The sequence below is a fragment of the Streptomyces sp. NBC_00016 genome (genome assembly GCF_045040885.1).
Lineage (GTDB): Bacteria > Actinomycetota > Actinomycetes > Streptomycetales > Streptomycetaceae > Streptomyces > Streptomyces coriariae.
Genome location: NZ_CP108304.1, coordinates 1,836,124 through 1,863,019, shown reverse-complemented (window position 1 = coordinate 1,863,019; position 26,896 = coordinate 1,836,124). Strand labels below are relative to the sequence as shown.

At 71.7% G+C, this 26,896-nt stretch carries 23 protein-coding genes and 1 riboswitch; of the genes, 20 read left to right on the top strand and 3 right to left on the bottom strand.

Annotation, left to right across the window (positions count from 1 at the left end; translation table 11 throughout):
• Positions 1-214 precede the first annotated feature (214 nt).
• The 13 genes from hpnC to OG933_RS08315 all read left to right on the top strand — a co-directional run bounded on the left by hpnC (position 215) and on the right by OG933_RS08315 (position 13,945).
• Positions 215-1,126 carry a squalene synthase HpnC gene (gene hpnC / locus OG933_RS08375; protein ID WP_362518697.1) on the top strand — a complete coding sequence of 304 codons (912 nt, stop codon included), beginning with the start codon at positions 215-217 and terminating at the stop codon, positions 1,124-1,126.
• A complete protein-coding gene (gene hpnD, locus OG933_RS08370) occupies positions 1,123-2,073 on the top strand; it encodes a presqualene diphosphate synthase HpnD (RefSeq protein ID WP_362518700.1) in 951 nt (316 codons plus the stop codon). Before hpnC ends, hpnD begins: the two co-directional genes overlap by 4 nt.
• The gene (locus tag OG933_RS08365; RefSeq protein ID WP_362518702.1) at positions 2,073-2,225 is read left to right on the top strand and encodes a DUF6380 family protein; all 153 of its coding nucleotides are present in this window, start codon (positions 2,073-2,075) and stop codon (positions 2,223-2,225) included. The genes hpnD and OG933_RS08365 overlap by 1 nt, the downstream gene beginning before the upstream one ends.
• The gene (gene hpnE / locus OG933_RS08360; protein WP_362518705.1) at positions 2,222-3,643 is read left to right on the top strand and encodes a hydroxysqualene dehydroxylase HpnE; all 1,422 of its coding nucleotides are present in this window, start codon (positions 2,222-2,224) and stop codon (positions 3,641-3,643) included. Before OG933_RS08365 ends, hpnE begins: the two co-directional genes overlap by 4 nt.
• Before the next feature lie 110 nt (positions 3,644-3,753).
• Entirely contained in the window at positions 3,754-4,782 is a 1,029-nt protein-coding gene (locus tag OG933_RS08355) for a polyprenyl synthetase family protein (protein ID WP_405633282.1), read from the top strand.
• A 119-nt stretch (positions 4,783-4,901) separates the two neighbouring features.
• Positions 4,902-6,923: a squalene--hopene cyclase gene (gene shc, locus OG933_RS08350; RefSeq protein ID WP_405626266.1), complete on the top strand. Its 2,022-nt coding sequence runs from the start codon at positions 4,902-4,904 to the stop codon at positions 6,921-6,923.
• A complete protein-coding gene (locus OG933_RS08345; RefSeq protein ID WP_405626264.1) occupies positions 6,923-7,564 on the top strand; it encodes a 1-hydroxy-2-methyl-2-butenyl 4-diphosphate reductase in 642 nt (213 codons plus the stop codon). The genes shc and OG933_RS08345 overlap by 1 nt, the downstream gene beginning before the upstream one ends.
• Positions 7,565-7,569: 5 nt before the next feature.
• Positions 7,570-8,592 (top strand): adenosyl-hopene transferase HpnH, encoded by a 1,023-nt coding sequence (gene hpnH, locus OG933_RS08340; RefSeq protein WP_405626262.1) that lies wholly within the window; start codon positions 7,570-7,572, stop codon positions 8,590-8,592.
• 4 nt (positions 8,593-8,596) lie between these two features.
• Entirely contained in the window at positions 8,597-9,754 is a 1,158-nt protein-coding gene (ispG, locus tag OG933_RS08335) for a flavodoxin-dependent (E)-4-hydroxy-3-methylbut-2-enyl-diphosphate synthase (RefSeq protein ID WP_362518714.1), read from the top strand.
• A 26-nt stretch (positions 9,755-9,780) separates the two neighbouring features.
• Positions 9,781-11,703 (top strand): 1-deoxy-D-xylulose-5-phosphate synthase, encoded by a 1,923-nt coding sequence (gene dxs / locus OG933_RS08330; RefSeq protein ID WP_405626260.1) that lies wholly within the window; start codon positions 9,781-9,783, stop codon positions 11,701-11,703.
• On the top strand, positions 11,700-13,085 hold the full coding sequence (locus OG933_RS08325) for an aspartate aminotransferase family protein (RefSeq protein ID WP_405626259.1): 1,386 nt from the start codon (positions 11,700-11,702) through the stop codon (positions 13,083-13,085). Before dxs ends, OG933_RS08325 begins: the two co-directional genes overlap by 4 nt.
• A 108-nt stretch (positions 13,086-13,193) precedes the next feature.
• The gene (locus OG933_RS08320) at positions 13,194-13,826 is read left to right on the top strand and encodes an XRE family transcriptional regulator (RefSeq protein WP_362518721.1); all 633 of its coding nucleotides are present in this window, start codon (positions 13,194-13,196) and stop codon (positions 13,824-13,826) included.
• Entirely contained in the window at positions 13,823-13,945 is a 123-nt protein-coding gene (locus tag OG933_RS08315; protein ID WP_020129477.1) for a DUF6126 family protein, read from the top strand. Before OG933_RS08320 ends, OG933_RS08315 begins: the two co-directional genes overlap by 4 nt.
• A gap of 79 nt (positions 13,946-14,024) precedes the next feature.
• Here the strand turns inward: OG933_RS08315 and OG933_RS08310 are convergent, their stop codons facing one another.
• The gene (locus OG933_RS08310) at positions 14,025-14,822 is read right to left on the bottom strand and encodes a tyrosine-protein phosphatase (RefSeq protein ID WP_405626257.1); all 798 of its coding nucleotides are present in this window, start codon (positions 14,820-14,822) and stop codon (positions 14,025-14,027) included.
• 223 nt (positions 14,823-15,045) lie between these two features.
• On the opposite strand from OG933_RS08310, the gene OG933_RS08305 reads away from it, so the two are divergent.
• The 6 genes from OG933_RS08305 to OG933_RS08280 all read left to right on the top strand — a co-directional run bounded on the left by OG933_RS08305 (position 15,046) and on the right by OG933_RS08280 (position 23,274).
• The gene (locus OG933_RS08305) at positions 15,046-17,121 is read left to right on the top strand and encodes an alpha-galactosidase (RefSeq protein WP_405626255.1); all 2,076 of its coding nucleotides are present in this window, start codon (positions 15,046-15,048) and stop codon (positions 17,119-17,121) included.
• A 304-nt stretch (positions 17,122-17,425) separates the two neighbouring features.
• A riboswitch (cyclic di-AMP (ydaO/yuaA leader) is annotated at positions 17,426-17,585 on the top strand.
• A gap of 4 nt (positions 17,586-17,589) precedes the next feature.
• Positions 17,590-18,561: a peptidoglycan DD-metalloendopeptidase family protein gene (locus tag OG933_RS08300; protein ID WP_405626254.1), complete on the top strand. Its 972-nt coding sequence runs from the start codon at positions 17,590-17,592 to the stop codon at positions 18,559-18,561.
• 239 nt (positions 18,562-18,800) lie between these two features.
• Positions 18,801-20,696, top strand: a complete 1,896-nt coding sequence (locus tag OG933_RS08295; protein ID WP_405626253.1) for a hypothetical protein — start codon at positions 18,801-18,803, stop codon at positions 20,694-20,696.
• Positions 20,697-20,710: 14 nt separating this feature from the next.
• Entirely contained in the window at positions 20,711-21,436 is a 726-nt protein-coding gene (locus tag OG933_RS08290) for a DUF6250 domain-containing protein (protein ID WP_405626251.1), read from the top strand.
• Positions 21,437-21,562: 126 nt separating this feature from the next.
• Positions 21,563-22,348, top strand: coding sequence for an SGNH/GDSL hydrolase family protein (locus tag OG933_RS08285; protein ID WP_171402348.1), 786 nt, complete (start codon positions 21,563-21,565; stop codon positions 22,346-22,348).
• A gap of 164 nt (positions 22,349-22,512) precedes the next feature.
• On the top strand, positions 22,513-23,274 hold the full coding sequence (locus OG933_RS08280) for an SIMPL domain-containing protein (RefSeq protein ID WP_405626249.1): 762 nt from the start codon (positions 22,513-22,515) through the stop codon (positions 23,272-23,274).
• Between the two features lie 226 nt (positions 23,275-23,500).
• On the opposite strand, the gene OG933_RS08275 is transcribed toward OG933_RS08280, so the two are convergent.
• Together OG933_RS08275 and OG933_RS08270 are read right to left on the bottom strand one after the other, a co-directional pair.
• A complete protein-coding gene (locus OG933_RS08275; RefSeq protein WP_405626247.1) occupies positions 23,501-24,121 on the bottom strand; it encodes a TetR/AcrR family transcriptional regulator in 621 nt (206 codons plus the stop codon).
• 58 nt (positions 24,122-24,179) lie between these two features.
• The gene (locus OG933_RS08270; protein WP_405626245.1) at positions 24,180-25,367 is read right to left on the bottom strand and encodes a Glu/Leu/Phe/Val dehydrogenase dimerization domain-containing protein; all 1,188 of its coding nucleotides are present in this window, start codon (positions 25,365-25,367) and stop codon (positions 24,180-24,182) included.
• 182 nt (positions 25,368-25,549) lie between these two features.
• Between OG933_RS08270 and OG933_RS08265 the strand changes: the two genes are divergently transcribed.
• Positions 25,550-26,779, top strand: coding sequence for an MBL fold metallo-hydrolase (locus OG933_RS08265; RefSeq protein WP_405626242.1), 1,230 nt, complete (start codon positions 25,550-25,552; stop codon positions 26,777-26,779).
• The last annotated feature ends 117 nt before the right edge of the window (positions 26,780-26,896 follow it).

Sequence of the window (26,896 nt, the reverse complement as noted above, 5' to 3'; positions counted from 1 at the left end):
TGTACAACGTAAGCTGGACCGGCCCCCGAATCGCGCCAAGTGGGGCGAAATCGCGCAGTGCCCGCCGTCGGGGACGCTGCGCGGGCGGCTCGGCGGCGTGTCCGAAATAGTGTGTATTAGGTCGGCAGTGTAGAACGGGAGATGTGACGGCGATGGCTACGGAAACTCCCCAGATCGACGCGAGCCGTGCCGTCCCCGCCCCGGGCGGTCGACGATGACGGCGCCCGTCGCGTCACGCATCGGTGACCCGGAGCGCGGCACGCTCGACAAGGCCGCGGACGAGAACTTCCCGGTGGCCCCCTTCTTCCTGCCCAGGGCCTGGCGCGACGACCTGATGGCCGTGTACGGCTTCGCCCGGCTCGTCGACGACATCGGCGACGGTGACCTCGCCCCCGGCGGCGCGGACGCCCGGCTGCTCGGCGTGTCGGCCACCGCGGCCGAGGACCGCCTCGCCCTGCTGGACGCCTTCGAGGCCGATCTGCATCGTGTCTTCGACGGATCCGACGGCCCGCCCCGGCACCCCCTGCTGCGTCGCCTCCAGCCGACCGTCCGCCGTCGTTCGCTCGGCCGCGAGCCCTTTCTCGGTCTGATCGCCGCCAACCGGCAGGACCAGCTCGTCACGCGCTACGAGACCTTCGACGACCTCCTCGCCTACTGCGAGCTGTCGGCCAATCCCGTGGGCCGGCTGGTCCTCGCCGTCACCGGCGCCGCCACCCCCGAGCGGATCCGCCGCTCCGACGCGATCTGCACCGCGCTGCAGATCGTCGAGCATCTCCAGGACGTGTCCGAGGACCTCGGCCGCGACCGTGTCTATCTGCCCGCCGCGGACATGAAGCGCTTTCACGTCAAGGAATCGGATCTGGCCACGAACACCGCGGGCGCGTCGGTGCGCGCGCTGGTCGCGTACGAAGCGGAACGCGCCCGCGAACTGCTGAATGAAGGCGCCCCCCTGGTGGGTAGCGTTCACGGCAGGCTGAGGCTGTTGCTCGCGGGTTTCGTGGCGGGGGGAAGCGCGGCGATCAAGGCGATCGCCGCCGCCGGGTACGACGTACTTCCCGGCCCGCCCAAGCCCGGCAGGCTCCGGCTGCTGCGCGAGGTGGGCGTGACCCTGCGAGGAGAGGGGTGATCCGGGCCGTGGAGCCGTCACCACACGTGTCCGCGCCGGTACTCGCCGCCTACGGCTACTGCGAGACCGTCACCGGACAGCAGGCCCGTAACTTCGCGTACGGCATCCGGCTGCTGCCCACGCCCAAGCGCCGCGCGATGTCGGCGCTGTACGCCTTCTCGCGCCGTGTCGACGACATCGGCGACGGCGCACTGGACCGCGAGGTCAAGACCGCCAGGCTCGAGGAGACCCGGGCGCTGCTCGCCCGGGTCCGCGCGGGCGAGGTCGAGGAGGACGACACCGACCCCGTCGCGGTCGCCCTCGCGCACACGGCCCGGGCCTTCCCCGTCCCGCTGCGCGGCCTGGACGAACTGATCGACGGCGTCCTGATGGACGTGCGCGGCGAGACCTACGAGACCTGGGACGACCTGAAGGCGTACTGCCGCTGTGTGGCGGGCGCCATCGGGCGGCTCTCGCTCGGCGTGTTCGGCACCGAACCGGGGGCGCGTGGCGCCGAGCGCGCGCCGGAGTACGCCGACACGCTCGGGCTCGCGCTCCAGCTCACGAACATCCTCCGAGACGTTCGCGAGGACGCCGAGGGCGGCCGCACCTATCTGCCCGCCGACGACCTCGCGAAGTTCGGCTGCTCGGCCGGGTTCGACGGGTCGAAGCCGCCGGAGGGATCCGACTTCGCGGGTCTCGTGCACTTCGAGGTGCGGCGGGCCCGCGCCCTCTTCGCCGAGGGCTACCGGCTGCTTCCCCTGCTCGACCGGCGCAGCGGCGCCTGTGTCGCCGCCATGGCGGGCATCTACCGCCGCCTCCTCGACCGCATCGAGCGCGACCCCGAGGCCGTGCTGCGCGGCCGGGTCTCGCTGCCCGGCCGGGAGAAGGCCTTCGTGGCCGTACGCGGGCTGTCGGGCCTGGACGCCCGGCATGTGTCGCGGCGGACCGTCAGGAGGCACCCCTGATGGACGCGACCGGTGACGAAGTGGGCCAAGGTGATTCCACCGGCGAAAAGCGGCACGCAACCCTCCGGTGCGGCGCGGCGTCCCTGACTGCGATGGCCAGCGGTGCAGAGTTCAAACACCATGGCCGGTCCGCGCGGGAGGGTGCAGGATGAACGACGAGCAACTCGCGGACGCCTCGGAAGCGTCCGGCCCCTCGGGGCGCACCGCCGTCGTCGTCGGGGGAGGGCTCGCCGGGGTGACCGCCGCGCTCGCGCTCGCCGACGCGGGCGTACGCGTCACCCTGCTCGAAGGCCGGCCCCGGCTCGGCGGCCTGGCCTTCTCCTTCCGGCGCGGCGAACTCACCGTGGACAACGGCCAGCACGTGTACCTGCGTTGCTGCACCGCCTACCGCTGGTTCCTCGAGCGCATCGAGGGCAGCGCGCTGGCGCCCTTGCAGGATCGTCTCGACGTGCCCGTCGTCGATGTGGCCAGGCCCGAGGGACGGCGGCTCGGCAGGCTGCGGCGCGACGCGCTGCCCGTGCCCCTGCATCTGGGGCGCAGCCTCGCCACGTATCCGCATCTCTCGCTCACCGAACGCGCCAGGGTGGGCCGTGCCGCGCTCGCGCTCAAGGGGCTCGACCTCGCCGATCCGCGGCTGGACGCACAGGACTTCGGCAGCTGGCTGACCGCGCACGGTCAGTCGGCACGCGCCGTCGAGGCCCTCTGGGACCTGGTCGGGGTCGCCACCCTCAACGCGGTCGCGGGCGACTCCTCGCTGGGGCTCGCCGCGATGGTGTTCAAGACCGGCCTGCTGTCCGACCCGGGCGCCGCCGACATCGGCTGGGCCCATGTCCCGCTGGGTGAACTGCACGACCGGCTCGCCCGCAAGGCGCTCGACTCCGCGGGCGTGCGTACCGAGGTCCGTACACGCGTCACCTCCCTCTCTCTTGACGAGAACGGGACGTGGAGCGTTCAGGTTCCCGGCGAGACGCTCCGCGCGGACACGGTCGTCCTCGCCGTACCGCAGCGCGAGGCGTACGACCTGCTCCCCGACGGGGCGCTCGACGAGGCCGAGCGGCTGCTGGAGATCGGCACCGCGCCCATCCTCAACGTGCACGTCGTCTACGACCGCAAGGTGCTCGACAAGCCCTTCTTCGCGGCGCTCGGCACGCCCGTGCAGTGGGTCTTCGACCGCACCGCCGCCTCCGGGCTGCGCGAGGGCCAGTACCTCGCCCTGTCCCAGTCCGCGGCGCAGGACGAGATCGACGACCCCGTGGCCGCGCTGCGCGAGCGCTATCTGCCCGAGCTGGAACGGCTGCTGCCGGGCACGCGCGGCGCCGTGGTGCGGGACTTCTTCGTGACCCGGGAGCGCACGGCGACGTTCGCCCCCACCCCCGGCGTCGGGCGCCTTCGGCCCGGCGCCCGCACCAGAGCCCCCGGCCTGTACCTGGCCGGAGCGTGGACCGCCACAGGGTGGCCCGCGACCATGGAGAGTGCGGTCCGCAGCGGTGTGAGCGCGGCGGACGCCGCGCTGAGCGCCCTGGGCCGGCCCCGCCCCCGCCGCCTCTTCGAATTCGAGGAGGCGGCCTGATGCTCGATCAGCACGGCTCGGCACACCCCCGCACCCTCTCCAGCACCGCAACAAGAGGAGAAAACGTGCCCACTGTGCCCCCGGCCACGCCGGCCGCTCGGAGGACCGCGGTGGACGTGACCGCGCTTCTGGAGCGCGGCCGCACCCTGGCCACACCGGTGCTGCGGGCGGCCGTCGACCGTCTGGCACCGCCCATGGACACGGTCGCCGCCTACCACTTCGGCTGGATCGACGCCCACGGCAACCCGACCGACGGCGACGGCGGCAAGGCCGTGCGTCCCGCCCTCGCCGTGCTCTCCGCCGAGGTCACCGGGGCCGCTCCCGAGGTCGGCGTCCCCGGGGCGGTCGCCGTCGAGCTGGTCCACAACTTCTCGCTCCTGCACGACGACCTGATGGACGGCGACGAGCAGCGCAGGCACCGGGACACCGTCTGGAAGGTGCACGGCCCCGCCCAGGCCATCCTGGTCGGCGACGCCCTGTTCGCCCTCGCGGGCGAGATCCTCCTCGAATTCGGCACGGCCGAGGCGGCCAGGGCGACCCACCGCCTGACCGTCGCCACCCGTGCCCTCATCGACGGCCAGGCCCAGGACATCTCCTACGAGCACCGCGACCGGGTCAGCGTCGAGGAGTGCCTGGAGATGGAGGGCAACAAGACCGGTGCCCTGCTGGCCTGTGCCAGTTCCATCGGCGCCGTGCTCGGCGGGGCGGACCAGCACACCGCCGAGGCCCTGGAGAAGTACGGCTACCACCTCGGCCTGGCCTTCCAGGCCGTGGACGACCTGCTCGGCATCTGGGGCGACCCGGAGGCCACCGGCAAGCAGACCTGGAGCGACCTGCGCCAGCGCAAGAAGTCCCTGCCGGTGGTCGCCGCGCTCGCGGCGGGCGGTTCCGCCTCCGAGCGGCTCGGGGAGATCCTCGCCGCCGACGCCAAGAGCAGCGACTTCGAGACCTTCTCCGAGGGGGAGTTCGCGGCCCGCGCCGCCCTGATCGAGGAGGCGGGCGGCCGTGACTGGACCGCCGGGGAGGCGCGCCGCCAGCACGCCGTCGCCCTGGACGCCCTGAACGCCGTGGACATGTCCGAGCAGGTGCGGGACCGGTTCACGGCGCTCGCCGACTTCGTCGTCGTACGAAAGAGATGATCCCTATCGGTCGAATAGCCCTCGCGTAGTCGCCGGCCGGTGTGCGAGGAGAGAGAGCACCGGCCGACGGCGGACCCACAGCAGACGCAAAGCCATGCACACTGCACGAAGGGGAAGCCATGACAGCGACGACCGACGGAAGCACCGGGGCTCTGCCGCCCCGCGCTGCCGCGGCCAGCGAAACCGACATCACCATCCCCGTGGCGGCCGGGGTACAAGAAGCCGCCACCCGCGCGATGCAACGCGCCACCGACTTCCTGCTCGCCGGGCAGGACGCCGAGGGCTGGTGGAAGGGCGACCTCGAGACGAACGTCACGATGGACGCCGAGGACCTGCTGCTCCGTCAGTTCCTGGGCATCCGCGACGAGGCCACGACCCGGGCCGCCGCGCTCTTCGTCCGGGGGGAGCAGCGCGAGGACGGTACGTGGGCCACCTTCTACGGCGGTCCGCCCGACCTCTCCGCCACCGTCGAGGCGTATGTCGCCCTGCGGCTGGCGGGCGACGCCCCCGAGGCGCCCCACATGCGCCGGGCCTCCGGGTGGATCCGCGAGCAGGGGGGCATCGCCTCCGCCAGGGTCTTCACCCGGATCTGGCTGGCCCTGTTCGGCTGGTGGAAGTGGGAGGACCTGCCCGAACTCCCGCCGGAGCTCTTGTTCTTCCCCGCATGGTTCCCGCTGAGCATCTACAACTTCGGCTGCTGGGCGCGGCAGACGATCGTGCCGCTCACCGTGGTGTCGGCGAAGCGCCCGGTGCGTCCGGCGCCCTTCCCGCTCGACGAGCTGCACGCCGATCCCGCGCATCCCAACCCGGCCAGGCCCCTCGCCCCGGTGGCCAGTTGGGACGGGCTCTTCCAGCGGCTCGACAAGGTGGTGCGCGGCTACCGGTCGGTCGCGGTGCGCAGGCTGCGCGGCGCGGCCCTGAACGCCGCCGCCCGCTGGATCATCGAACGGCAGGAGAACGACGGCGCCTGGGGCGGCATCCAGCCGCCCGCCGTGTACTCGGTGATCGCCCTGCACCTGCTCGGCTACGACCTCCAGCACCCGGTGATGCGGGCGGGACTCGAGTCGCTGGACCGGTACGCCGTGTGGCGCGAGGACGGCGCGCGGATGATCGAGGCCTGTCAGTCGCCGGTGTGGGACACCTGTCTGGCGACCATCGCGCTCGCCGACGCGGGACTTCCCGCCGACCATCCCCAACTGGTCAAGGCCGCCGACTGGATGCTCGGCGAACAGGTCGTCCGGCCGGGCGACTGGTCGGTGAGCAGGCCCCAACTGCCGCCGGGCGGCTGGGCGTTCGAGTTCCACAACGACAACTACCCCGACATCGACGACACCGCCGAGGTCGTCCTCGCGCTGCGCCGGGTCAAGCACCACGACCCGGAGCGGATGGACCGGGCCATCGCGCGCGGGGTGCGCTGGAACCTCGGGATGCAGTCGAAGAACGGGGGCTGGGGTGCCTTCGACGTCGACAACACCAGCCCGTTCCCCAACCGGATGCCCTTCTGCGACTTCGGCGAGGTCATCGACCCGCCGTCCGCCGACGTCACCGCGCACGTGGTCGAGATGCTGGCGGTCGAGGGACTCTCGCACGACCCGCGCACCCGGCGCGGCATCGAGTGGCTGCTGGCCGAACAGGAGCCGGACGGCTCGTGGTTCGGGCGCTGGGGCGTCAACTACGTCTACGGCACGGGGTCGGTGGTGCCTGCCCTCGCCGCGGCGGGCCTGCCCGCGCAGCACCCCGCGATCCGACGGGCCGTCTCCTGGCTGGAGCGGGTGCAGAACGACGACGGCGGCTGGGGCGAGGACCTGCGCTCCTACCAGGACGCCACCCGCTGGAGCGCCCGCGGCGCCTCGACGGCCTCCCAGACGGCCTGGGCGCTGATGGCGCTGCTGGCGGCCGGGGAGAGGGACTCCAAGGCCGTCGAGCGGGGCGTCGCCTGGCTGGCGCAGACCCAGCGGGAGGACGGCTCCTGGGACGAGCCCTACTTCACCGGCACCGGCTTCCCCTGGGACTTCTCGATCAACTACCACCTCTACCGGCAGGTCTTCCCGCTGACCGCGCTCGGCCGGTACGTCCACGGAGAGCCGTTCAGCAAGCAGCCCGCCACCCACGCGGCTTCCACCGAGGCCAAGGGGAGCTGATGAGCACACAGTCCGTCCCGTCGCCGCTGCTGATCGCCTGCGCCCTCGGCATCGAGCACCTCGCCCTGCGCATGGGCGACCGTGGCGGAGCCGACGGGCCGGTCACCGTCCTGCGGACGGGCATGGGACCCAAGGCGGCGGAGCGCTCCGTCACCCGCGTCCTGTCCGACCCGGTGTTCGCCGGGGCGGCCGTGCTGGCCACGGGGTTCTGCGCCGGCCTCGCCCCCGGTATGCACCCCGGCGACCTGGTCGTCGCCGAGGAGACCCGCGATCCGCGCGGCAGTGTTTCCTGCGTCGGCACCGAGCTGCTGGTCAAGGAACTCGCCCGCACCCTGCCCGGGTGCACCGTCCACACCGGCCCCCTCACCGGCTCCGACCACGTCGTTCGCGGTCACGAGCGGGCCGACCTGCTCGCGACCGGCGCAATCGCCCTGGACATGGAGTCGGCGGCCACGCTGCTGAGCGCCGTGCGCGCGGAGCCGCGCCCGGTTGCGGCCGTCCGGGTGGTCGTGGACGCTCCTGAACATGAACTCGTCCGGATCGGCACGGTACGCGGTGGAATATCAGCCTTCCGCGTCCTTCGCTCGGTCCTGCCTGCTTTTTTCGAATGGCACCGTAATGTTCTGCTCCCCCGGAGGTGAGCCACATGGCCATGCCGCTGCGCCAGTCCATCAAGGTCGCTACATACCTGGTCGAACAGAAGCTCCGCAAGCGGGAGAAGTTTCCGCTCATCGTCGAGCTGGAACCGCTCTTCGCCTGCAACCTCAAGTGCGAGGGCTGCGGCAAGATCCAGCACCCGGCGGGAGTGCTCAAGCAGCGCATGCCGGTCGCCCAGGCCGTGGGCGCGGTGCTGGAGTCCGGTGCGCCGATGGTGTCCATCGCGGGCGGTGAGCCTCTGATGCACCCTCAGATCGACGAGATCGTGCGGCAGTTGGTGGCCAAGAGGAAGTACGTCTTCCTCTGCACCAACGCCATGCTGCTGCGCAAGAAGCTGGACAAGTTCACGCCCTCTCCCTACTTCGCCTTCGCCGTGCACATCGACGGGCTGCGGGAGCGGCACGACGAGTCGGTGGCCAAGGAAGGTGTGTTCGACGAGGCCGTGGAGGCCATCAAGGAGGCCAAGCGGCAGGGCTTCCGGGTGACCACCAACTCGACCTTCTTCAACACCGACACCCCGCAGACCATCATCGAGGTGCTCAACTACCTCAACGACGACCTCAAGGTCGACGAGATGATGATCTCGCCCGCCTACGCCTACGAGAAGGCTCCCGACCAGGAGCACTTCCTCGGCGTGGAGCAGACCCGCGAGCTGTTCAAGAAGGCCTTCTCGGGGGGCAACCGGCGCCGCTGGCGGCTCAACCACTCACCCCTGTTCCTCGACTTCCTCGAGGGCAAGGCCGACTTCCCGTGCACGGCGTGGGCGATCCCCAACTACTCGCTGTTCGGCTGGCAGCGGCCCTGCTACCTGATGAGCGACGGGTATGTGCCGACGTACCGCGAGCTGATCGAGGAGACGGACTGGGACAAGTACGGCCGCGGCAAGGACCCGCGCTGCGCCAACTGCATGGCGCACTGCGGCTACGAGCCGACCGCCGTCCTGGCCACCATGGGCTCGCTGAAGGAGTCCCTGCGCGCCCTGCGCGAGACCGTCAACGGAAACCGGGAGTGACGACATGACCGCCGTTTCCCTGGGCGTCCCCGGGATGCCGGTCCGGCCGGTGGCGTCGCGACGCGAGTCGCGGCGGATCCAGGTCGGACCGGTGGCGGTCGGGGGCGGGGCCCCGGTGTCGGTGCAGTCGATGACGACGACGCGTACGTCGGACATCGGTGCCACCTTGCAGCAGATCGCGGAACTCACCGCGTCGGGCTGCCAGATCGTCCGCGTGGCCTGCCCCACGCAGGACGACGCGGACGCCCTCGCGACCATCGCCCGCAAGTCGCAGATCCCGGTGATCGCGGACATCCACTTCCAGCCGAAGTACGTCTTCGCCGCGATCGAGGCGGGCTGCGCCGCGGTCCGGGTGAACCCCGGCAACATCAAGCAGTTCGACGACAAGGTCAGGGAGATCGCGCGCGCCGCGGCGGACCACGCCACCCCGATCCGGATCGGGGTGAACGCCGGCTCGCTGGACCGGCGGCTGCTGCTGAAGTACGGCAAGGCGACTCCCGAGGCCCTCGTCGAGTCCGCCCTCTGGGAGGCGTCGCTCTTCGAGGAGCACGGCTTCCGGGACATCAAGATCTCGGTCAAGCACAACGACCCGGTGGTCATGATCGAGGCGTACCGGCAGCTCGCCGCGCAGAGCGACTACCCGCTGCATCTCGGGGTGACCGAGGCCGGTCCGGCGTTCCAGGGCACGATCAAGTCGGCGGTCGCCTTCGGCGCGCTGCTCTCGCAGGGCATCGGCGACACGATCAGGGTGTCGCTGAGCGCCCCGCCGGCCGAGGAGGTGAAGGTCGGCATCCAGATCCTGGAGTCCCTGAACCTCCGGCAGCGGCGGCTGGAGATCGTCTCCTGTCCGTCCTGCGGGCGGGCCCAGGTCGATGTCTACAAGCTGGCCGACGAGGTCACGGCGGGCCTCACGGGCATGGAGGTCCCGCTGCGGGTCGCCGTCATGGGGTGCGTCGTGAACGGCCCCGGCGAGGCGCGGGAGGCGGATCTGGGGGTCGCCTCCGGCAACGGCAAGGGTCAGATCTTCGTGAAGGGCGAGGTCATCAAGACCGTCCCCGAGTCGAAGATCGTGGAGACGCTCATCGAGGAGGCGATGAAGATCGCCGAGCAGATGGAACAGGACGGCGTCGCGGCGGGGGAGCCGGCCGTCACCGTGAGTTGAACAGCACGGACCGAAGGGGGCCCGACGTGACGATCCTGGAGAACATCCGGCAACCACGCGACCTGAAGGCGCTGTCCGAGGCGGAACTCGGTGAACTGTCCGAAGAGATCAGGGAGTTCCTGGTGCACGCGGTCGCCAGGACCGGCGGACACCTGGGGCCCAACCTGGGTGTGGTCGAACTGACCGTCGCGCTCCACCGGGTCTTCGAGTCGCCGGTCGACCGCGTCCTGTGGGACACCGGACACCAGAGCTATGTGCACAAGCTTCTGACCGGGCGTCAGGACTTCTCCAAACTGCGCGGCAAGGGCGGCCTGTCCGGCTACCCCTCCCGTGAGGAGTCCGAGCACGACATCATCGAGAACAGCCACGCCTCCACCGCCCTCGGCTGGGCCGACGGCCTCGCCAAGGCCCGCCAGGTGCAGGGCGAGAAGGGCCATGTGGTCGCGGTCATCGGCGACGGCGCGCTCACCGGCGGCATGGCCTGGGAGGCGCTGAACAACATCGCGGCCGCCAAGGACCGGCCGCTGATCATCGTCGTCAACGACAACGAGCGCTCGTACGCGCCGACCATCGGCGGACTTGCCAACCACCTGGCGACGCTGCGCACGACCGACGGCTACGAGAAGGTGCTGGCCTGGGGGAAGGACGTACTGCTGCGCACCCCGGTCGTCGGCCACACGGTCTACGAGTCGCTGCACGGCGCGAAGAAGGGCTTCAAGGACGCGTTCGCGCCGCAGGGCATGTTCGAGGACCTCGGCCTGAAGTACGTCGGCCCCATCGACGGGCACGACATCAAGGCCGTCGAGTCCGCGCTGCGGCGGGCGAAGCGCTTCCACGGGCCGGTGCTGGTGCACTGCCTGACCGAGAAGGGCCGTGGGTACGAGCCCGCCCTCGCGCACGAGGAGGACCACTTCCACACCGTGGGCGCGATGGACCCCCTCACCTGCGTGCCGCTCGCGCCCGCCGGCGGTCCGTCCTGGACGTCCGTCTTCGGCGAGGAGATCGTGCGGATCGGCGAGGAACGCGACGACGTGGTGGCGATCACCGCGGCGATGCTGCATCCGGTGGGGCTCGGCGGGTTCGCCGAGCGCTTCCCGGACCGCGTCTGGGACGTCGGCATAGCCGAACAGCACGCGACCGTGAGCGCGGCCGGGCTGGCGACCGGCGGCCTGCACCCCGTCGTCGCCGTCTACGCCACCTTCCTCAACCGGGCCTTCGACCAGCTGCTGATGGACGTGGCCCTGCACCGCTGCGGGGTCACGTTCGTGCTGGACCGGGCCGGCGTCACCGGCGTGGACGGCGCCTCCCACAACGGCATGTGGGACATGTCCGTGCTCCAGGTCGTCCCGGGGCTGCGCATCGCGGCCCCCCGCGACGCCGAGCAGTTGCGCGCGCAGCTGCGGGAGGCGGTCGCGGTGGACGACGCGCCGACCCTGGTCCGCTTCCCGAAGGAGTCGGTCGGACCGGAGGTGCCGGCCGTCGGCCGGGTGGGCGGCATGGACGTACTGCACCTCGGCGACCGGGCGGAGGTGCTGCTGGTGGCCGTCGGCGTGATGGCGCCGGTGTGTCTCCAGGCCGCCGAGCTGCTGGAGGCCAGAGGCGTCGGCTGCACGGTCGTCGACCCCCGTTGGGTGAAGCCCGTCGACCCGGCCCTGCCCGGCCTCGCCGCCGAGCACCGGCTGGTGGCCGTCGTCGAGGACAACAGCCGTGCCGCCGGCGTCGGATCGGCGGTGGCACTGGCCCTGGGCGACGCCGACGTCGACGTGCCCGTACGGCGGTTCGGCATCCCCGAGCAGTTCCTCGCGCACGCCAAGCGCGGCGAGGTGCTCGCCGACATCGGCCTCACCCCCGTCGAGGTGGCCGGCCGGATCAGCGCGAGCCTGGCCGCCGGGGACGTCCGGTCCCTCGACGCTCCGGTGACCGGCCCAGTCAAGGAGAAAGCGGAATGACCACGGAGTTCGACCTCGGCGCCCTCCTGGCCGAGCGCGGAGCCGAGCGCTACGAGCTGCACGGCAGATACCTCAACCACCAACTGCCGCGCATGCTGCACACCATCGGCTTCGACAAGGTCTACGAGCGCGGTGAGGGCGCGTACTTCTGGGACGCGGACGGCAACGACTACCTGGACATGCTCGCCGGGTTCGGGGTGATGGGGCTGGGCCGCCACCACCCCGTCGTCCGCAAGGCGCTGCACGACGTCCTCGACGCCCGGCTCGCCGACCTGACCCGCTTCGACTGCCAGCCGCTGCCCGGGCTGCTGGCCGAGAAGCTGCTCGCCCACAGCCCGCATCTGGACCGGGTGTTCTTCGGCAACAGCGGCACCGAGGCGGTGGAGACGGCGCTGAAGTTCGCCCGGTACGCCACCGGCAGGCCGAGGGTCCTGTACTGCGACCACGCCTTCCACGGCCTCACCACGGGCTCGCTGTCGGTGAACGGGGAGTCCGGTTTCCGGGACGGCTTCGCGCCCCTGCTGGCCGACACGGCGGTCCCGATCGGCGATCTCGACGCACTGGCCGGTGAGCTGAGGAAGGGGGACGTCGCCGCCCTCATCGTCGAGCCGATCCAGGGCAAGGGGGTGCACGAGGCGCCGCCCGGCTATCTGCGCGCCGCGCAGGAGCTGCTGCACCGGCACAAGGCGCTGCTGATCGCGGACGAGGTGCAGACGGGTCTCGGCCGGACCGGCGACTTCTACGCCTACCAGCACGAGGACGGCGTCGAGCCGGACCTGGTGTGCGTGGCCAAGGCGCTGTCCGGGGGCTATGTGCCGGTCGGCGCCACGCTCGGCAAGGACTGGATCTTCAAGAAGGTCTACTCGTCGATGGACCGGGTGCTCGTGCACTCGGCGAGCTTCGGGTCCAACGCGCAGGCCATGGCGGCCGGGCTCGCGGTGCTGTCCGTGCTGGAGAACGAGCAGATCGTGGCCAACGCGCGGGCCACCGGCGACCTGCTCAGGTCCCGGCTGGCGGCACTCGTCGACAAGTACGAGCTGCTGGCCGACGTCCGCGGCCGGGGTCTGATGATCGGCATCGAGTTCGGAAAGCCCAGGTCTCTGAAGCTGCGCAGCCGGTGGGCCATGCTCCAGGCGGCCCGCAAGGGACTCTTCGCGCAGATGGTGGTGGTACCGCTGCTGCAACGGCACCGGATCCTCACCCAGGTCTCCGGCGACCATCTGGAGGTGATCAAGCTGATCCCGCCGCTGATCGTCGGCGAGCGCGAGGTGGACCGGTTCGTCGACGCCTTCACCGCCGTGATGGACGACGCGCACGGCGGCGGCGGGCTGATGTGGGACTTCGGCAGGACGCTGGTGAAGCAGGCGGTGGCCAACCGCTGAGCCGCCCGGGAGCACGGGCGACGGGGAGGACTGCCTGGGGTCTGCGAGCGCTTTTGCCTCTGAGGCAACAAATTTGCCGCAGAGGCAATTCCGGCGTGCAATGGAGTCATGAGCTCGCCCGAGTCCGAGGACCCGGCGGAACACGCCGGGGCTCTTCCCGCCGTCGCCCCCCAGCTGCGCGCCCTGCGCCGCCGGACCGCCCTCACCCTGGAGGCCGCGGCCCGCGCCGCCGGGCTGTCGGCCGCCCATCTCTCCCGCCTGGAGACCGGGCAGCGCCAGCCCTCGCTGCCGATGCTGCTCGCGCTCGCCCGTATCTACGGTACGACGGTCTCAGAACTGCTCGGTGAGACGTCCGCCGACCGGGACGCCGTCGTCCGTGCCGCCGCCATGGAGCCGACCCGCGCGGGCGGCTGGACGTACTGGCAGGCGGGCGCCTCCGGGCGCGGGATGCAGGCCCTGCGTGTCCACGTGCCCTACGGCTCCCAGGGAGACGTCGTGCGCGTGCACCCCGGGGAGGAGTGGCTGCACGTCCTGCGCGGGCGGCTGCGGCTGCGCCTCGGGGACACCACCGAACTGCTCGGGCCCGGTGACAGCGCGCACTTCGACTCGCTGACCCCGCACCGCATCGCGGCGCAGGACGCCGACGGGGTCGAACTGCTCTTCGTCCACACCCTGTTGCAGAGCCCCACGGCCACGCTGTGCCTGGGCCCGACCCCTTCGGACATCGGAGAGACGCCATGAAGGACATCGAGGAGAAGTTCCCCCGCACCCTCTGGATCCGGCTGATCATCTACATCGCGGTGGGGCACGTCTTCGCGGCGTTCCTCTGGCTGCTGTTCGAGGTGGGCGCCAACCAGTAGAGCCCCCGGAAACCGGTGCGGCCTCCGCGGCACGGAGCCGGACGCGGTGCCGGTCGCCGTGCCGGACGCGGTGTCAGTGTCAGTCGAGCAGCCGGTCCCGCAGCCGCTCACGGGTCTCGGGGGAGAGCCCGAGGCCCTCCTCCAGATAGGCGTCGACGCCGCCCCAGGTCTCCTCGATGGTCTCCTCGGCCGCCGCGAGGTACTCCGCGCGCGCGTCGAAGAGGGGGCTGAGCAGCTCCATGACCTCAGGGGAGTAGGCCGCGTCCGAGGTGGCACTGCGGCGGACCCGGTAGCGGCGGTGCTTGGCGTTGGACTCCAGGTAGTCGGCGAGGATGGCCTCGCGCTCCACGCCCAGGGCGAGCAGTGTCACCGCGATGGACAGGCCCGCGCGGTCCTTGCCCGCCGCGCAGTGCATCAGGGCCGGGACGCTGTCCTCGGCGAGCGCGTGCAGCACCCGCGCGTGCTCGGCCGTCCGCTCCTTGACGATCGAGCGGTAGGAGGCGATCATCCGGCCGGCGGCCTTGCCGTCGCCGAGGATCCCGCGCAGCTGGTCGATCTCGCCGTCGCGGACCATCTTCCAGAACTCGGAGCCGTCCGCCGGGTCCGACAGGGGCAGGTTCACGTTGCGCACGCCCGGGAGCTCGACGTCCGGGCCCTCCAGCTTCTGGTCCGCGGCATTGCGGAAGTCGAAGATCGTGTGCAGGCCCAGGCCGGAGAGGAACGCTGCGTCCTCGTCGGTCGCGTGCGCGAGATGGCCGCTGCGGAACAGCACGCCGTGCCGCACCCGCCGGCCGTCGACGGTCGGCAGACCGCCCACATCCCGGAAGTTGCGCACGCCGGCCAGCTCGGGCTCGGTCGACGGGATCTGCTGCGTCACGGGGGCTCCCTCCCTGTCGGTCGCCGTCGGCGCGGCTCGTGGTGGCCGACGGGACGCTTCCCCGACGATACGACATGGGTTCCCCGGGCAACGGGTTGTCCACAGGGCGGTACTCCGGACGTCTGCCCAGGTGAAGAGTTGTCCACGGAAAGTTGCCCGGCAGGCCGACCGCATTCGATGATGTTGGTGCTTGATCGCACCTGTTCGAATTAGTGGGGGTTTGATGCCCGAGATCGCCGACAACGGCCGTACCTGGCTCCTTTCGGGGCCGACGAGCAGCTACGCCCTCCACCTCACCGAGGCCGACGAGCTGGTCCACCTGCACTGGGGCCCGGGCATCGCGCTCGCGGACGCCGAGGCGCTCGCCGCCTTCCCGCCGTCGGAGCGGGGGGCGTCCTTCGAGTCCCCGCTCGACGGCCGGGAGGAGTACCCGGTCGAGGGCGGCCCCCGCTTCGTCCGGCCGGCCCTGTCGGTGCGCACGGACGAACGGCGCGGCACCGAGTGGTCCTACGAGGACTTCGAGGCCGACGGCGACGGGCTGCGGCTGCGGTTCCGGGACGCCGGGCTGGCCGTCACCCTGCACTACCGGATGCGCGGCGACGTCGTCGAGCGCTGGACGACCCTGCGCAACGACGGTGAGGGGCCGCTGGAGCTGCTGCGCGCCGACTCCGCCACCTGGACCCTGCCCGAGCGCGACGACTGGCGGCTGTCGCAGCTGCACGGCCGCTGGGCCGCCGAGTCCCGGCTCACCCGGTCCGCGCTCACCTACGGCGAGCAGGTCATCGGCAGCCGTCGCGGTCACACCGGGCACCAGCACCTGCCCTGGGTCGCCCTGGACACCGACGCGACCGAGGAGCGCGGCGAGGTCTACGGCTGCGCCCTCGGCTGGTCGGGCACCTGGCGGATCGCCGTCGCCCAACTTCCGGACGCGCGCGTGCAGATCACCGGGGGTGTCGGGTACGACGACTCGGGGCTGCTGCGGCTGGCCGCGGGGGAGTCCTTCACCACCCCCGTCTTCGCCGGCCTGTGGAGCGACGCCGGCTTCGGCGGGGCGAGCCGCGCCTGGCACGCCTACCAGCGCGCGTATGTCGTCCCCGACGCCGAACAGGACCGGCCGGTGCTGTTCAACTCCTGGGAGGCCACCTACTTCGACATCTCCGAGGAACAGCAGGGCACGCTCGCCCGGCGGGCCGCCGCGATCGGCGTGGAGCTCTTCGTCGTCGACGACGGCTGGTTCGGGGCGCGCACCGGCGACCACGCCGGGCTCGGCGACTGGCGGCCCAACCCAGACCGCTTCCCGAACGGGCTGAAGCCCCTCGCCGACCAGGTGCACGACCTCGGCATGCAGTTCGGCATCTGGGTCGAGCCGGAGATGGTCAACCCGGACAGCGAGCTGTACCGGGCGCACCCCGACTGGGTGCAGTTCCAATACGGACGAAAGCGGACGGAGTTTCGCAATCAGCTCGTGCTGAACCTCGCGCGCGAGGACGTCCAGGAGTACCTCTGGGAGCAGCTCCACGGGCTCCTCTCCAGCGCGCCCGTCGACTATGTGAAGTGGGACTTCAACCGCTGCTTCACCGACGCCGGCTGGCCGGACGACCCCTACCCGCAGCGCCTCTGGGTCGACCACGTACGGGCCCTGTATGCGCTCCTGGACCGGCTGCGGGCGGCCCACCCCGGGGTTGCCTTCGAGTCCTGCTCCGGCGGCGGCGGGCGCATCGACCTCGGGATCATGAGCCGCACCGACCAGGTGTGGACCTCCGACAACACCGATCCGCTCGACCGGCTCGACATCCAGCACGGCTTCAGCCAGATCCACCCCGCCCGGGTCATGGCGGCATGGGTCACCGACAGTCCCAACGCCCAGCTCAACGGCCGGGTCAGCTCGCTGCGCTTCCGTTTCGTCAGCGCCATGGCCGGTGTGCTCGGTGTCGGCGGGGACCTCTCGCAGTGGAGCGAGGAGGAGCTCGTCGAGGCGCGCCGATGGGTGGACCTCTACAAGGAGATCCGGCCGCTCGTGCAGCAGGGCGACCTCTACCGGCTGCGGCCCCCGGCGGGCGGCCTGAGCGCCGTCCAGTACGTGCGCGGTGACGAGAGTGTCGTCCTCGCCTGGCTCCAGGCGCAGCGCTTCGGCGAGCCCGTCCCGGCGCTGCGGCTGCGCGGACTCGACCCGACAGCATCGTACGAATGCCGCGAAACGGGCGAAGTCCATCGGGGGGCGGTGCTGCTCCATCACGGGCTGCGCACCGGACTGCGGGGCGACCTTGATGCGACGGTTATCCGGCTGCGTCGCATCTGAGGTTTCTGTCCGAATTGAAGCCTTAATTCCAACTCGCTCTGGAATAAAGGAACCTGGAGAGCTGTCACGTGAGCAGCGTCATATCCGTGACCGTACGTCGCCCGTCATGTTCACGTAATTCGCATGCTTTTCCAGGGTGCTTGGCGGTAAACGGGTCCCCTGTCTCACGGAGTGTGACCGGGGATTCTCACAGCGGATCAAGAGAAAGGCGTTAGCGGTACAACCTCTGCTTGTCCCTGTGCGTCCTGGTCGCTTACGTTCCACACCAATCCGGACGGACGCCGAATCCTGCCACCGCCCGGAGTCCGCACACTCACCCGTATCTGGCAGGAGCGGGGGACCCACAGGCACAACCGCCTGTTCCGGTCTCCGGAACAGGCTTTGGGGTAAAGCCGCGCCTCGGCGCGGCCGGGCATCTCCAGTCCGCACCCGACAGCTCACCTCGCAGGCGCCGGAGAGGAATTCGCCATGCCCGCGAAGGGTAAGCACCGCCGTCCGAAGACCCAGCGCTTCACTCGTTCCATAGCCGTCGCCGGAACGGGCGGCGCCGCGCTCGCCCTTCCGCTCATAGGTGCCGCCGGCGCTCACGCGGCCCCCGCGCAGTCCGTCGCGCAGTCGGCTTCCCAGGCCGTTCCGGAAAAGGCCGTGCAGTCCGTGCCGGTGGCGCAGAAGGCGGCCACCGCCACGACGGCCAAGTCCTACACCGTGCGGTCCGGCGACTATCTGTCGAAGATCGCCGACGAGCAGAACGTCAGCGGCGGCTGGCAGAAGCTGTACCAGGACAACCGTCGGGCCGTCGGCAGCGACCCGTCGCTGATCCACCCCGGGCTGAAGCTCTCGATCGGCAAGAAGGCCGCAAGCGCCGGTTCGTCGTCCGGCTCGTCGTCCGGTTCCTCCTCGTCCTCCCCGTCGAAGTCGAAGGCGTCCGGAACCAAGTCGTCGTCCCCTTCGTCCTCTTCCTCCTCGTCGTCCGGTTCGTCCTCATCGAAGGCGGTCACCCAGGCCGCCGAGAGCGGCACCGGTACCTCCAGCGGTTACGCGCTGCCGGTGGCGGGCGCCACCGTCGGCACCGCCTACCACACGGCCGGCAGCATGTGGTCCAGCGGCTACCACACCGGCACCGACTTCGTCGTCCCGAACGGCACCTCCCTCAAGGCCGTGGGCGCGGGCACCGTCGTCTCCGCGGGCTGGGGCGGCGCGTACGGCAACCAGGTCGTCATCAAGCTCGCCGACGGCTACTACGCCCAGTACGCCCACCTGTCCCAGCTATCCGTCTCGGTCGGCCAGACCGTGACCGCGGGCCAGCAGGTCGGCCTCTCCGGTGCCACCGGCAACGTGACCGGCCCGCACCTGCACTTCGAGATCCGCACCACGCCGGACTACGGCTCCGACGTGGACCCGATCGCCTACCTCCGCTCGCACGGCGTCTCCGTCGGCTGACCCCCTCCGACTGCGACGACCTCCCGCCTGACACGCGGCCGAAGGCCGGACCCCGATCCCCGGGTCCGGCCTTCGGTGTGTCCGGGGGAGGGAGGGGTGGCGTTGGAGTTTGCGCGTTCATGATCGTTCTATTGCGTTCTTGTGGCAGCCCTTGGTGTCCCATCGACAGGCGGGACAGGGTGGGGACACAGTGATCTCCGTCAGTGAGCAAGCGCTTTCTATCGCTCTTCGGAGGTCCTGTGTCCCGCGTCGACCGACGCATCGTCATCAAGGGCGCCGCGGCCGCGGCCGCCGTCACCGCCGTCACCCTGCTGGCCGGACTCGTCTCCGCGCCCGCCGGGCACGCCACCGAGATCCCGCGCCGGATCGTCGAGAACCTCGACCGCGGCCTGGTCGCCACCCCGTCCGGCGAAGGGACCTTCCTCAGCTGGCGGCTGCTCGGCACCGAATACGCGCGGCACGCGAACGCCATCGCCTTCAACGTCTACAAGAACGGACGCCGGCTCAACCGGGAGCCGCTGCGCAAGTCGACGACCTATCAGGACGACAGCCCGGGGACGGGTACGTACACCGTCCGTGCCGTCGTCGACGGGCGGGTGCAGAAGCCGAGTCCGGCGGCTCTGCGCTTCACCGACGGCTACGCCGAGATCCCGCTCGCAGGCGCCGACGGCTACACCGTGCAGCACGCCTGGCCGGGGGACCTCGACGGCGACGGACGCTACGAGCTCGTCGTCAGCCGGCTGTCCGGGACCCGCGACAGGCCCGACCTGCTGGAGGCCTACACGCTCACCGGCGAGCGCCTGTGGCGGGTCGACCTCGGCCCCGGCTCCTACACCCAGGTCGGCGGGAACGGCGCCAACGACCCGGCGCCCGCCGCGATCAGCGGTTCCACCGCGATCGGCGGCTACCGCAACGACGACAACGTCACCGTCTACGACCTCGACTCCGACGGCCGCGCCGAGGTGCTCGCGCACACCGCCGCCGGGACCACCTTCGCCGACGGCGCACAGGTCACCGCCGCCTCGCCCGCGAACCAGTTCGTGTCGGTGATCGACGGAGCGACCGGCGCCGAGCGGACCCGGCAGCCCGTCCCCGACGACTTCGTGGCCGACGGCCCCTCCGGCGGCCACTTCGGCATCGCCTATCTCGACGGCGAACACCCCAGCCTGGTCACCAAGTCGGTCACCCGGGTCGGAGCCAAGCGCGGCGCGTTCCGGGTCCTGTTCCAGACCTGGGACTTCAACGGCACGGATCTCAGCCGCCGTTGGAAGTACGTGGTGGACCCGACGACCGGCGCGACCAGCTTCCACCAGATCCGCACCGTCGACGTCGACGGGGACGGCAGGGACGAGATCGCCGACGGCAACTACGTCGTCAACAGCGACGGCACGCTGCGCTACGTCGTCGACGGCGCCATCCACGGCGACCGCTTCGACATCGCCGACCTCGACCCCGACCGGCCCGGCCTGGAGGGCTTCGCCATCCAGCAGTCCGAGCTGGGCATCGTCTCCGCCTTCCCCTGGTACTACTACGACGCCGCCACCGGCGAGCGGCTGGTCACCGGCTCGCACCCGACGAGCCCGGTGAGCGACGCGGACCTCGACACCGGCCGCGGGAACGCCGCGGACATCGACCCCGACCACCGCGGCTACGAGTACTGGACGTCCACCGCCGACGTGACCCGGCCCGGCGCGGGCGTCTTCAACGTCCAGGACGGCAAGGTCTCCACCACCACCCCCAGCGTCAACTTCCGTATCTGGTGGGACGGTGACAAGGCGTCAGAACTGCTCGACTTCACCCGCGTCGAGAAGTGGGACCCGGCGACCGAGAGCAGCGCGACGGTCTTCGACCCGGCCGGCGTCGTCTCCGGCGCCCGCAACGCCACCCCGTTCTACGGCGACCTCGTCGGCGACTGGCGCGAGGAGATCCTCGCCGAGACCGCCGACCACACCGCCCTGCGCCTCTACACCAGCACCGTGCCGACCGACACCCGCGTCTACACGCTCGCCCAGAACCCCGCGTACCGCCTCGGCTGGACCGTCCGCGGCTACCTCCAGTCCACGTACACCGACTACTACCTCGGCACCGAGACCCGCCGTGTCCCCGAGCCGCACCTCACCACCCCCGCCCACTGAAGGAGCCGACCGTCATGACGACCACCCGCAGGGCTTTCGGAGCCCTCGCCGCCGGCGCCGCGCTGGCCGCCCTCGCCCCGGCGACCGCCGCGAGCGCCGCGAGTGCGGCGAGCGCCCGGCCCCGCCACCGCCGCCTGATCGCGCACGACGACTTCCGGCACGGCCTGCGCCAGTGGGCCGTCGAACTGGAGAAGGGCGGGACGGTCACCGCCTCCCGCGGGACCCTGGAGGTCGACGTCCCCGCCGGTGCGACGATCTGGTTCAAGCGGCCGCTCGAAGGGCCGTACGTCCTCGAGTACGTCGCCACGCCCGTCTCCGCGGGCGGGGTCAACGACCGCGTCTCCGACCTCAACAACTTTTGGAACGCCGTCGACGTCCGCTCCCCGGAGGACCTCTTCGCCACTCCGCGCGGCGGCGCCCTCGCCGAGTACGACTACCTGAAGACGTACTACGTCGGCTACGGCGCCAACACCAACACCACGACCCGGCTGCGCCGCTACGTCGGCGAGGCGGGGGTGCGTCCGCTGATCTACGACTACACCGAGCCGCTGCTCGTCGCGAACGAGCCGAACCACGTCCGTATCGTCTCCGACGGTTCGGTCGTCCGCTGGTGGAACAACGGCCGACTCGTCTTCGACCACACCGACCCGGAGCCCTACACGGGCGGGCACTTCGCCTTCCGCACCACCTGGAGCCATTTCCGGATCAACGACTTCCGGGCTTGGTCCCTTATTCCCTGATTGGCGAAGTCTTTAAGGGTGTCTTATCTCACCGCCCGTCAACCCCTTCCTACGATCGCGTAGGTCACATTCGAAGGTGAATGATGAACTGCTGTGGCAGACGATTCGAAGAGTGACGACAGATCAGTGATCGGGTCGTACGTGGCGGTGGGGGACAGCTTCACCGAGGGCGTCGGCGACCCAGGCCCCGACGGGGCGTTCGTCGGCTGGGCGGACCGCTTCGCGGTCCTCCTCGCGGACCGGCGGCCCGAGGGCGACTTCAACTACACCAACCTCGCGGTCCGCGGGAAGCTGCTCGACCAGATCATGGAGGACCAACTCCCCAGGGCCGTGGAACTCGCCCCGGACCTGGTCTCCTTCTGCGCGGGCGGCAACGACATCCTCCGTCCCGGTACCGACCCGGACGAGGTCGCCGAGCGTTTCGAACGCGCGATCTCGGCCCTGACCGCCGCAGCCGGCACGGTCATGGTGACCACCGGCTTCGACACCCGTGGCATCCCCGTGCTCAAGCATCTGCGCGGCAAGATCGCCACCTACAACGGGCACGTCCGCGCCGTGGCGGACCGCTACGGCTGTCCGGTCCTCGACCTGTGGTCCCTGAAGTCCATCCAGGACCGCAGGGCGTGGGACGGCGACCGGCTCCACCTCTCCCCGGAGGGGCACACGCGCGTGGCACTGCGCGGTGGGCAGGCCCTCGGCCTCGAGGTACCGGCCGACCCGGAGCAGCCCTGGCCGCTGCTCCCGCCGCGCGGCACCCTGGACGTGCGGCGCGACGACGTCCACTGGGCGCGCGAGTACCTGGTGCCGTGGATCGGACGACGGCTGCGCGGGGAGTCCTCCGGCGACCATGTGACCGCCAAGGGCACGCTGTCGCCGGACGACATCAGGATGCGGATAGCGGCCGTGGCCTGAACCGCCGACCGGGTGGGCGCGGCCGGTCGCGGACGACGCGCGGCCGGCCGCTCCACCAGTGAGGTGATCGCACGGGAGTGGTGCCCGGGCGGGGCCGGGCGCGGGTGCTGGGATGACCGCACCCGCACCTGGCACCGCCCGACACCTCCAAGGACCGGTCCCGTATGCCCCTTCCCCGTACGCCCGTCGCCGCGGCCCTCGTCTCCCTGCTCGCCCTGGGCGTCCCCGCACTCACCGCGCCCACGGCCGCCGCGCTGCCCGCCCAACCCGCGGCGGCGGCCCGTCCGTTCGCACCGGACAGCCCCGCCACCGTCACGGTGACCGGCGAGGGCAGCGCGAGCGCGCCGCCCGACCTCGCGGTCGTCGGCGCCGGCGTCGAAGCCTCCGCCAAGACCTCGCAGTCCGCGCTGGACGCACAGAACAAGGCGGCCGCCGCGCTGCTGGCCGCCGTCCGCGCCCAGGGCGTCGCCGACCGGGACATCCGTACGGAGAGCGTCTCCCTTGACGCCGTCTACGACCACACGGGCGGCACCGCCCGCCCGACGGGCTACCGGGCCATGCAGTCCTTCTCCGTGAAGGTGCGCGAGGTGACCAATGTCGGCGCGGTCGTGCAGGCGGTCACCGACGCCACGGGGGAGGCCGGGCGGATCGGCTTCGTGGCCTTCGACGTCTCCGACCCCGCCCCGCTGCAGGCCGGCGCACGCGAGGTCGCGCACGCCGACGCCCACGCCAAGGCCGAGCAGTACGCCCGCCTCAGCGGCCGCCGCCTGGGCCGGCTCGTCTCGCTCAGCGAGGACACGTCCAGCTCCCCGCGCCCGGCGCCGTCGGCCGCGGACACCCCCGGTGCGGGCCTCGGCGGTGTGCCCGTCGCGCCCGGTGAGATCCGCGCGACGGCGACGGTGACGGCGGTGTACGAGCTGGACTGAGCCGCCCGCCGGAGCCGGTCACGGGCCCGGCCGAGCGCCGGACCGCCGTTCCGGCGGCGCTCGCCGTTCCGGCGGCGCTCGCCGTTCCGGCGGCGCTCGCCGTTCCGGCGGCGCTCGCGTCGTCGCTGCCACCCTCGCGTCCCAGTCGTGCTCGGGCCGTTGCTGTGCCGCGGTCGGGTGGTCGGCAGTCCTGGTGGGTTCCGGGAACGTGGCGGGAGCCGGTCCCTCAGGGCTTGTGGGCGCTCAACGTCTCGGGGCCCAGACCGAGTTCACGGGCCAGTGCCTCGTCGACCCACTCCTGGGCGCGGGCCCGGGACACCGTGCCCGCGTAGGACGTCAGCTGTACGGCGAGTCCGTCGAGCAGGGCCGTCAGGCGCAGGGCCGTGCCGGCCGGGTCCGGGCACCGGAACTCGCCCGCGGCCACGCCCTCCGCGATCACCTCGGCCAGCGCCGCCTTCCACTCCCTGTCGAGATCCCGCGCCACCTCCCGCAGCGCGGGCTCGCGCAGCGACACCGCCCAGCCCTCGATCCACAGCCGCCAGCCCTTGGCCTGACCCGTGGGCGCGTACCAGCGCACCGCCGACCGCAGCCTGCGCAGTGCGGTGGTCCGGCGGCCGACCAGCTTGCGCAGCCGCGCCAGGTCGCCCTCGGCCGCGTAGGCGAACGCGTCGGCGACCAGTTTCTCCTTCGTCGAGAAGTGGTAGAGCACCAGGGCGTTGCTCACACCGAGGGCCGCGGCCACGTCGGCGATCCTGACCGCCGCCACGCCCCGCGCCTCGATCTGCTCGATGGCCGCCCGCAGCAGCTCCTCGCGCCGCTCGGCCACACTCAACCGGACCCTCACCACGCCGTCACCCTAATCCGTCGGCGTGCGCGACGACGGGCCGGTCCGTGGCGGCGGACGCTCACGGAGCGGGCCGGTACCGCCCGAAGCGTTCCGCGATCACCGGCAGCCGCTGCTCGGCGATGGTGTGCGCGGCGGCCCGTGGTGTCGTGCCGTCCGTCTCGGCGCGGGCCAGCACCAGTTCCACCAGGGCGCGCATCGAGCGGCGCGTGTAGGCGAAGGCCTCCGCCGCGTCCGCGCCGATGTCGCCGAACAGCGTCCACCACCACCAGGCGTTCGTCCCGGAGTTGACGACGACGTCCGGCAGCACGCTCACCCCGCGCGCGTGCAGCAGCTTCTCCGCCTCCGGCAGGACCGGCATGTTGGCGGCCTCGGCGATCCACCGGGCGCCGATCCGCTCCTGCTCCTCGACCCCGATGGCGTACGACACGGCGGCCGGCACCAGCACCTCCGCCTCCACCGACAGCCAGGCGTCGCCCGGCAGCTCGAGGTCCGCGGGGCGCAGCACGGCGCGGTCCACCGTGCCGTGGGCGTCCCGCGCGGCGAGCAGCGCCTCCACGTCGAGACCGGCCGGGCAGGCGATCGTGCCCTTGACGTCGGCGACGGCGACCACCGTCAGCCCCGCGCGCGTGAGGAACCGCGCCGTGGCCCCGCCCATGGTGCCGAACCCCTGGAGGGCGACCCGCGTCCCGGCGTACGCCACCCCGGCCCGGTCCAGCGCGGTGAGCACGGACTCGGCGACCCCGCAGCCGCCGACCAGCTCGTCCAGGCCGATGCCGTCCACCTCGACGGCGAAGGCGGCGGCGAGCCGCTCGCGCGCGGCGGACTCGTCGTCCAGCAGCGGGTAGACCGCCTGCACGGACGACACCAGCCCCGCTTCGGCGGCCGCCCGGTCCACCAGGTCCTGGGTCAGCCCCAGGTCCTCGCCGGTGGTCCAGCAGCTCTCCACGTACGGCCGCACCGCCCGCAGGTACCGCACCAGCAGTCCGTACGCCTCCGGGTCCCGGGGATCACAGTCGATGCCGCCCTTGGCTCCGCCCAGCGGGACGTAGCGGGCCTCGGGGTCGTAGTGCAGCGCCTCCTTGAGGCTCATGCCGCGGGCGAGCCCGGTCACCTCCTCCAGGGTGCAGCCCGCCCGCATCCGCAGCCCGCCGCTGCACACGCCGCGCACGAGCCGGTCGACGACCAGGTGGCCCTGGCGCCCGGTGACGTGATCGGTCCAGGTGAGCGACAGGAAGGGGGCGGTCATACGGACTCCTCGACCGGCGGGCCGGTACGGCCGAAACGGCTGGTACTGAACAGTGGGTCAGTATTGGAACGCGGGGACGCCGTGTCAAAGCAGGCTCGCGGCGGAATGCCCGGGGTGACCCCCGGCGTTGTCGGAGCGGGCACCCATAATGGAATGCCTCAGCGACCCCACCTGGAGGTACCGTGTCCGGTTTCCGTTCCCTGAGCTCCGGGCTCCGCGCTCTACAGCCCGCGGCCTTCGGCGCGGATCCGAGTGGCGAGCGCCTGGCGCGCATCCGCAGATCGCCCCACTTCAAGGACGGGGTCTTCCAGAACCCCGGCGGGACGGCGCGGACCCGTCCCTCGGGCTCCACGCTCGACTTCGCCAAGGTCTTCTTCGACAAGGAACAGCGCCCCCGCCGCGCCCCCGCGGGCACCGTACCGGTGCACCCCACCACGCTCGCCGACCTCGCCAAGCCGCCGGCCACGGGCCTGCGGCTGACCTGGATGGGGCACTCCAGCGTGCTCGCGGAGATCGACGGGCAGCGTGTCCTGTTCGACCCCGTCTGGGGCGAGCGCTGCTCCCCCTTCCCCTTCGCGGGGCCCAAGCGGCTGCACCCGGTCCCGCTGCCGCTGGCCGCGCTGGGCCCGGTCGACGTCGTCGTCATCTCGCACGACCACTACGACCACCTGGACCTGCCCACGATCAAGGCACTCGCGGACACGGACACCCTGTTCGCCGTGCCGCTCGGCGTCGGCGCCCACCTCGAGCACTGGGGCGTGTCCGCCGACCGGCTGCGCGAGCTGGACTGGCACGAGGCGACGAAGGTCGGCGGGCTCACCCTGACCGCCACCCCGGCCCGGCACTTCTGCGGCCGCGGTCTGCGCAACACCCAGCACACCCTGTGGGCCTCCTGGGTCGTCGCGGGCGACGAGCACCGGATCTACCACAGCGGTGACACCGGCTACTTCGACGGCTTCCAGGAGATCGGCGCCGAGCACGGCCCGTTCGACGCGACCATGATCCAGATCGGCGCCTACTCGGACTTCTGGCCCGACATCCACATGACCCCCGAGGAGGGCATGCGTGCCCACCTGGACCTCCAGGGCGGTCCCGGCGGAGTGATGCTGCCGATCCACTGGGGCACGTTCAACCTCGCCACCCACGCGTGGACCGACCCGGGGGAGGGCACCCTGGCCGCCGCACGGGCCGCCGGGGCGCGGGCCGCCCTGCCCAAGCCCGGCGAGCCCTTCGAGCCCGCCGCCGAGACCGTCCCGGGCGAGCCGTGGTGGCGGGAGGTGGCACTCGCGCCGGCGGCCGGATGGCAGCCCCTGATCGCGACGGTAACCAAGGCCAAAGCCGATACCGAGAGTGACGAAAGCCGGGGTGCCGTCGAAGGCGGCGATGCGCCGGAGGCGGTCCCGGCGGGCTGACGGGGGCCGGAGGCGTTCGACCGTGCGGGCCGGGGAGCGAAAAGCTCCCCGGCCCGCACGGTCGTTTCCGGACCGTCTCCGACCAGGTCTGATCGTGCGCTTTCCGTGTTGTCCGCC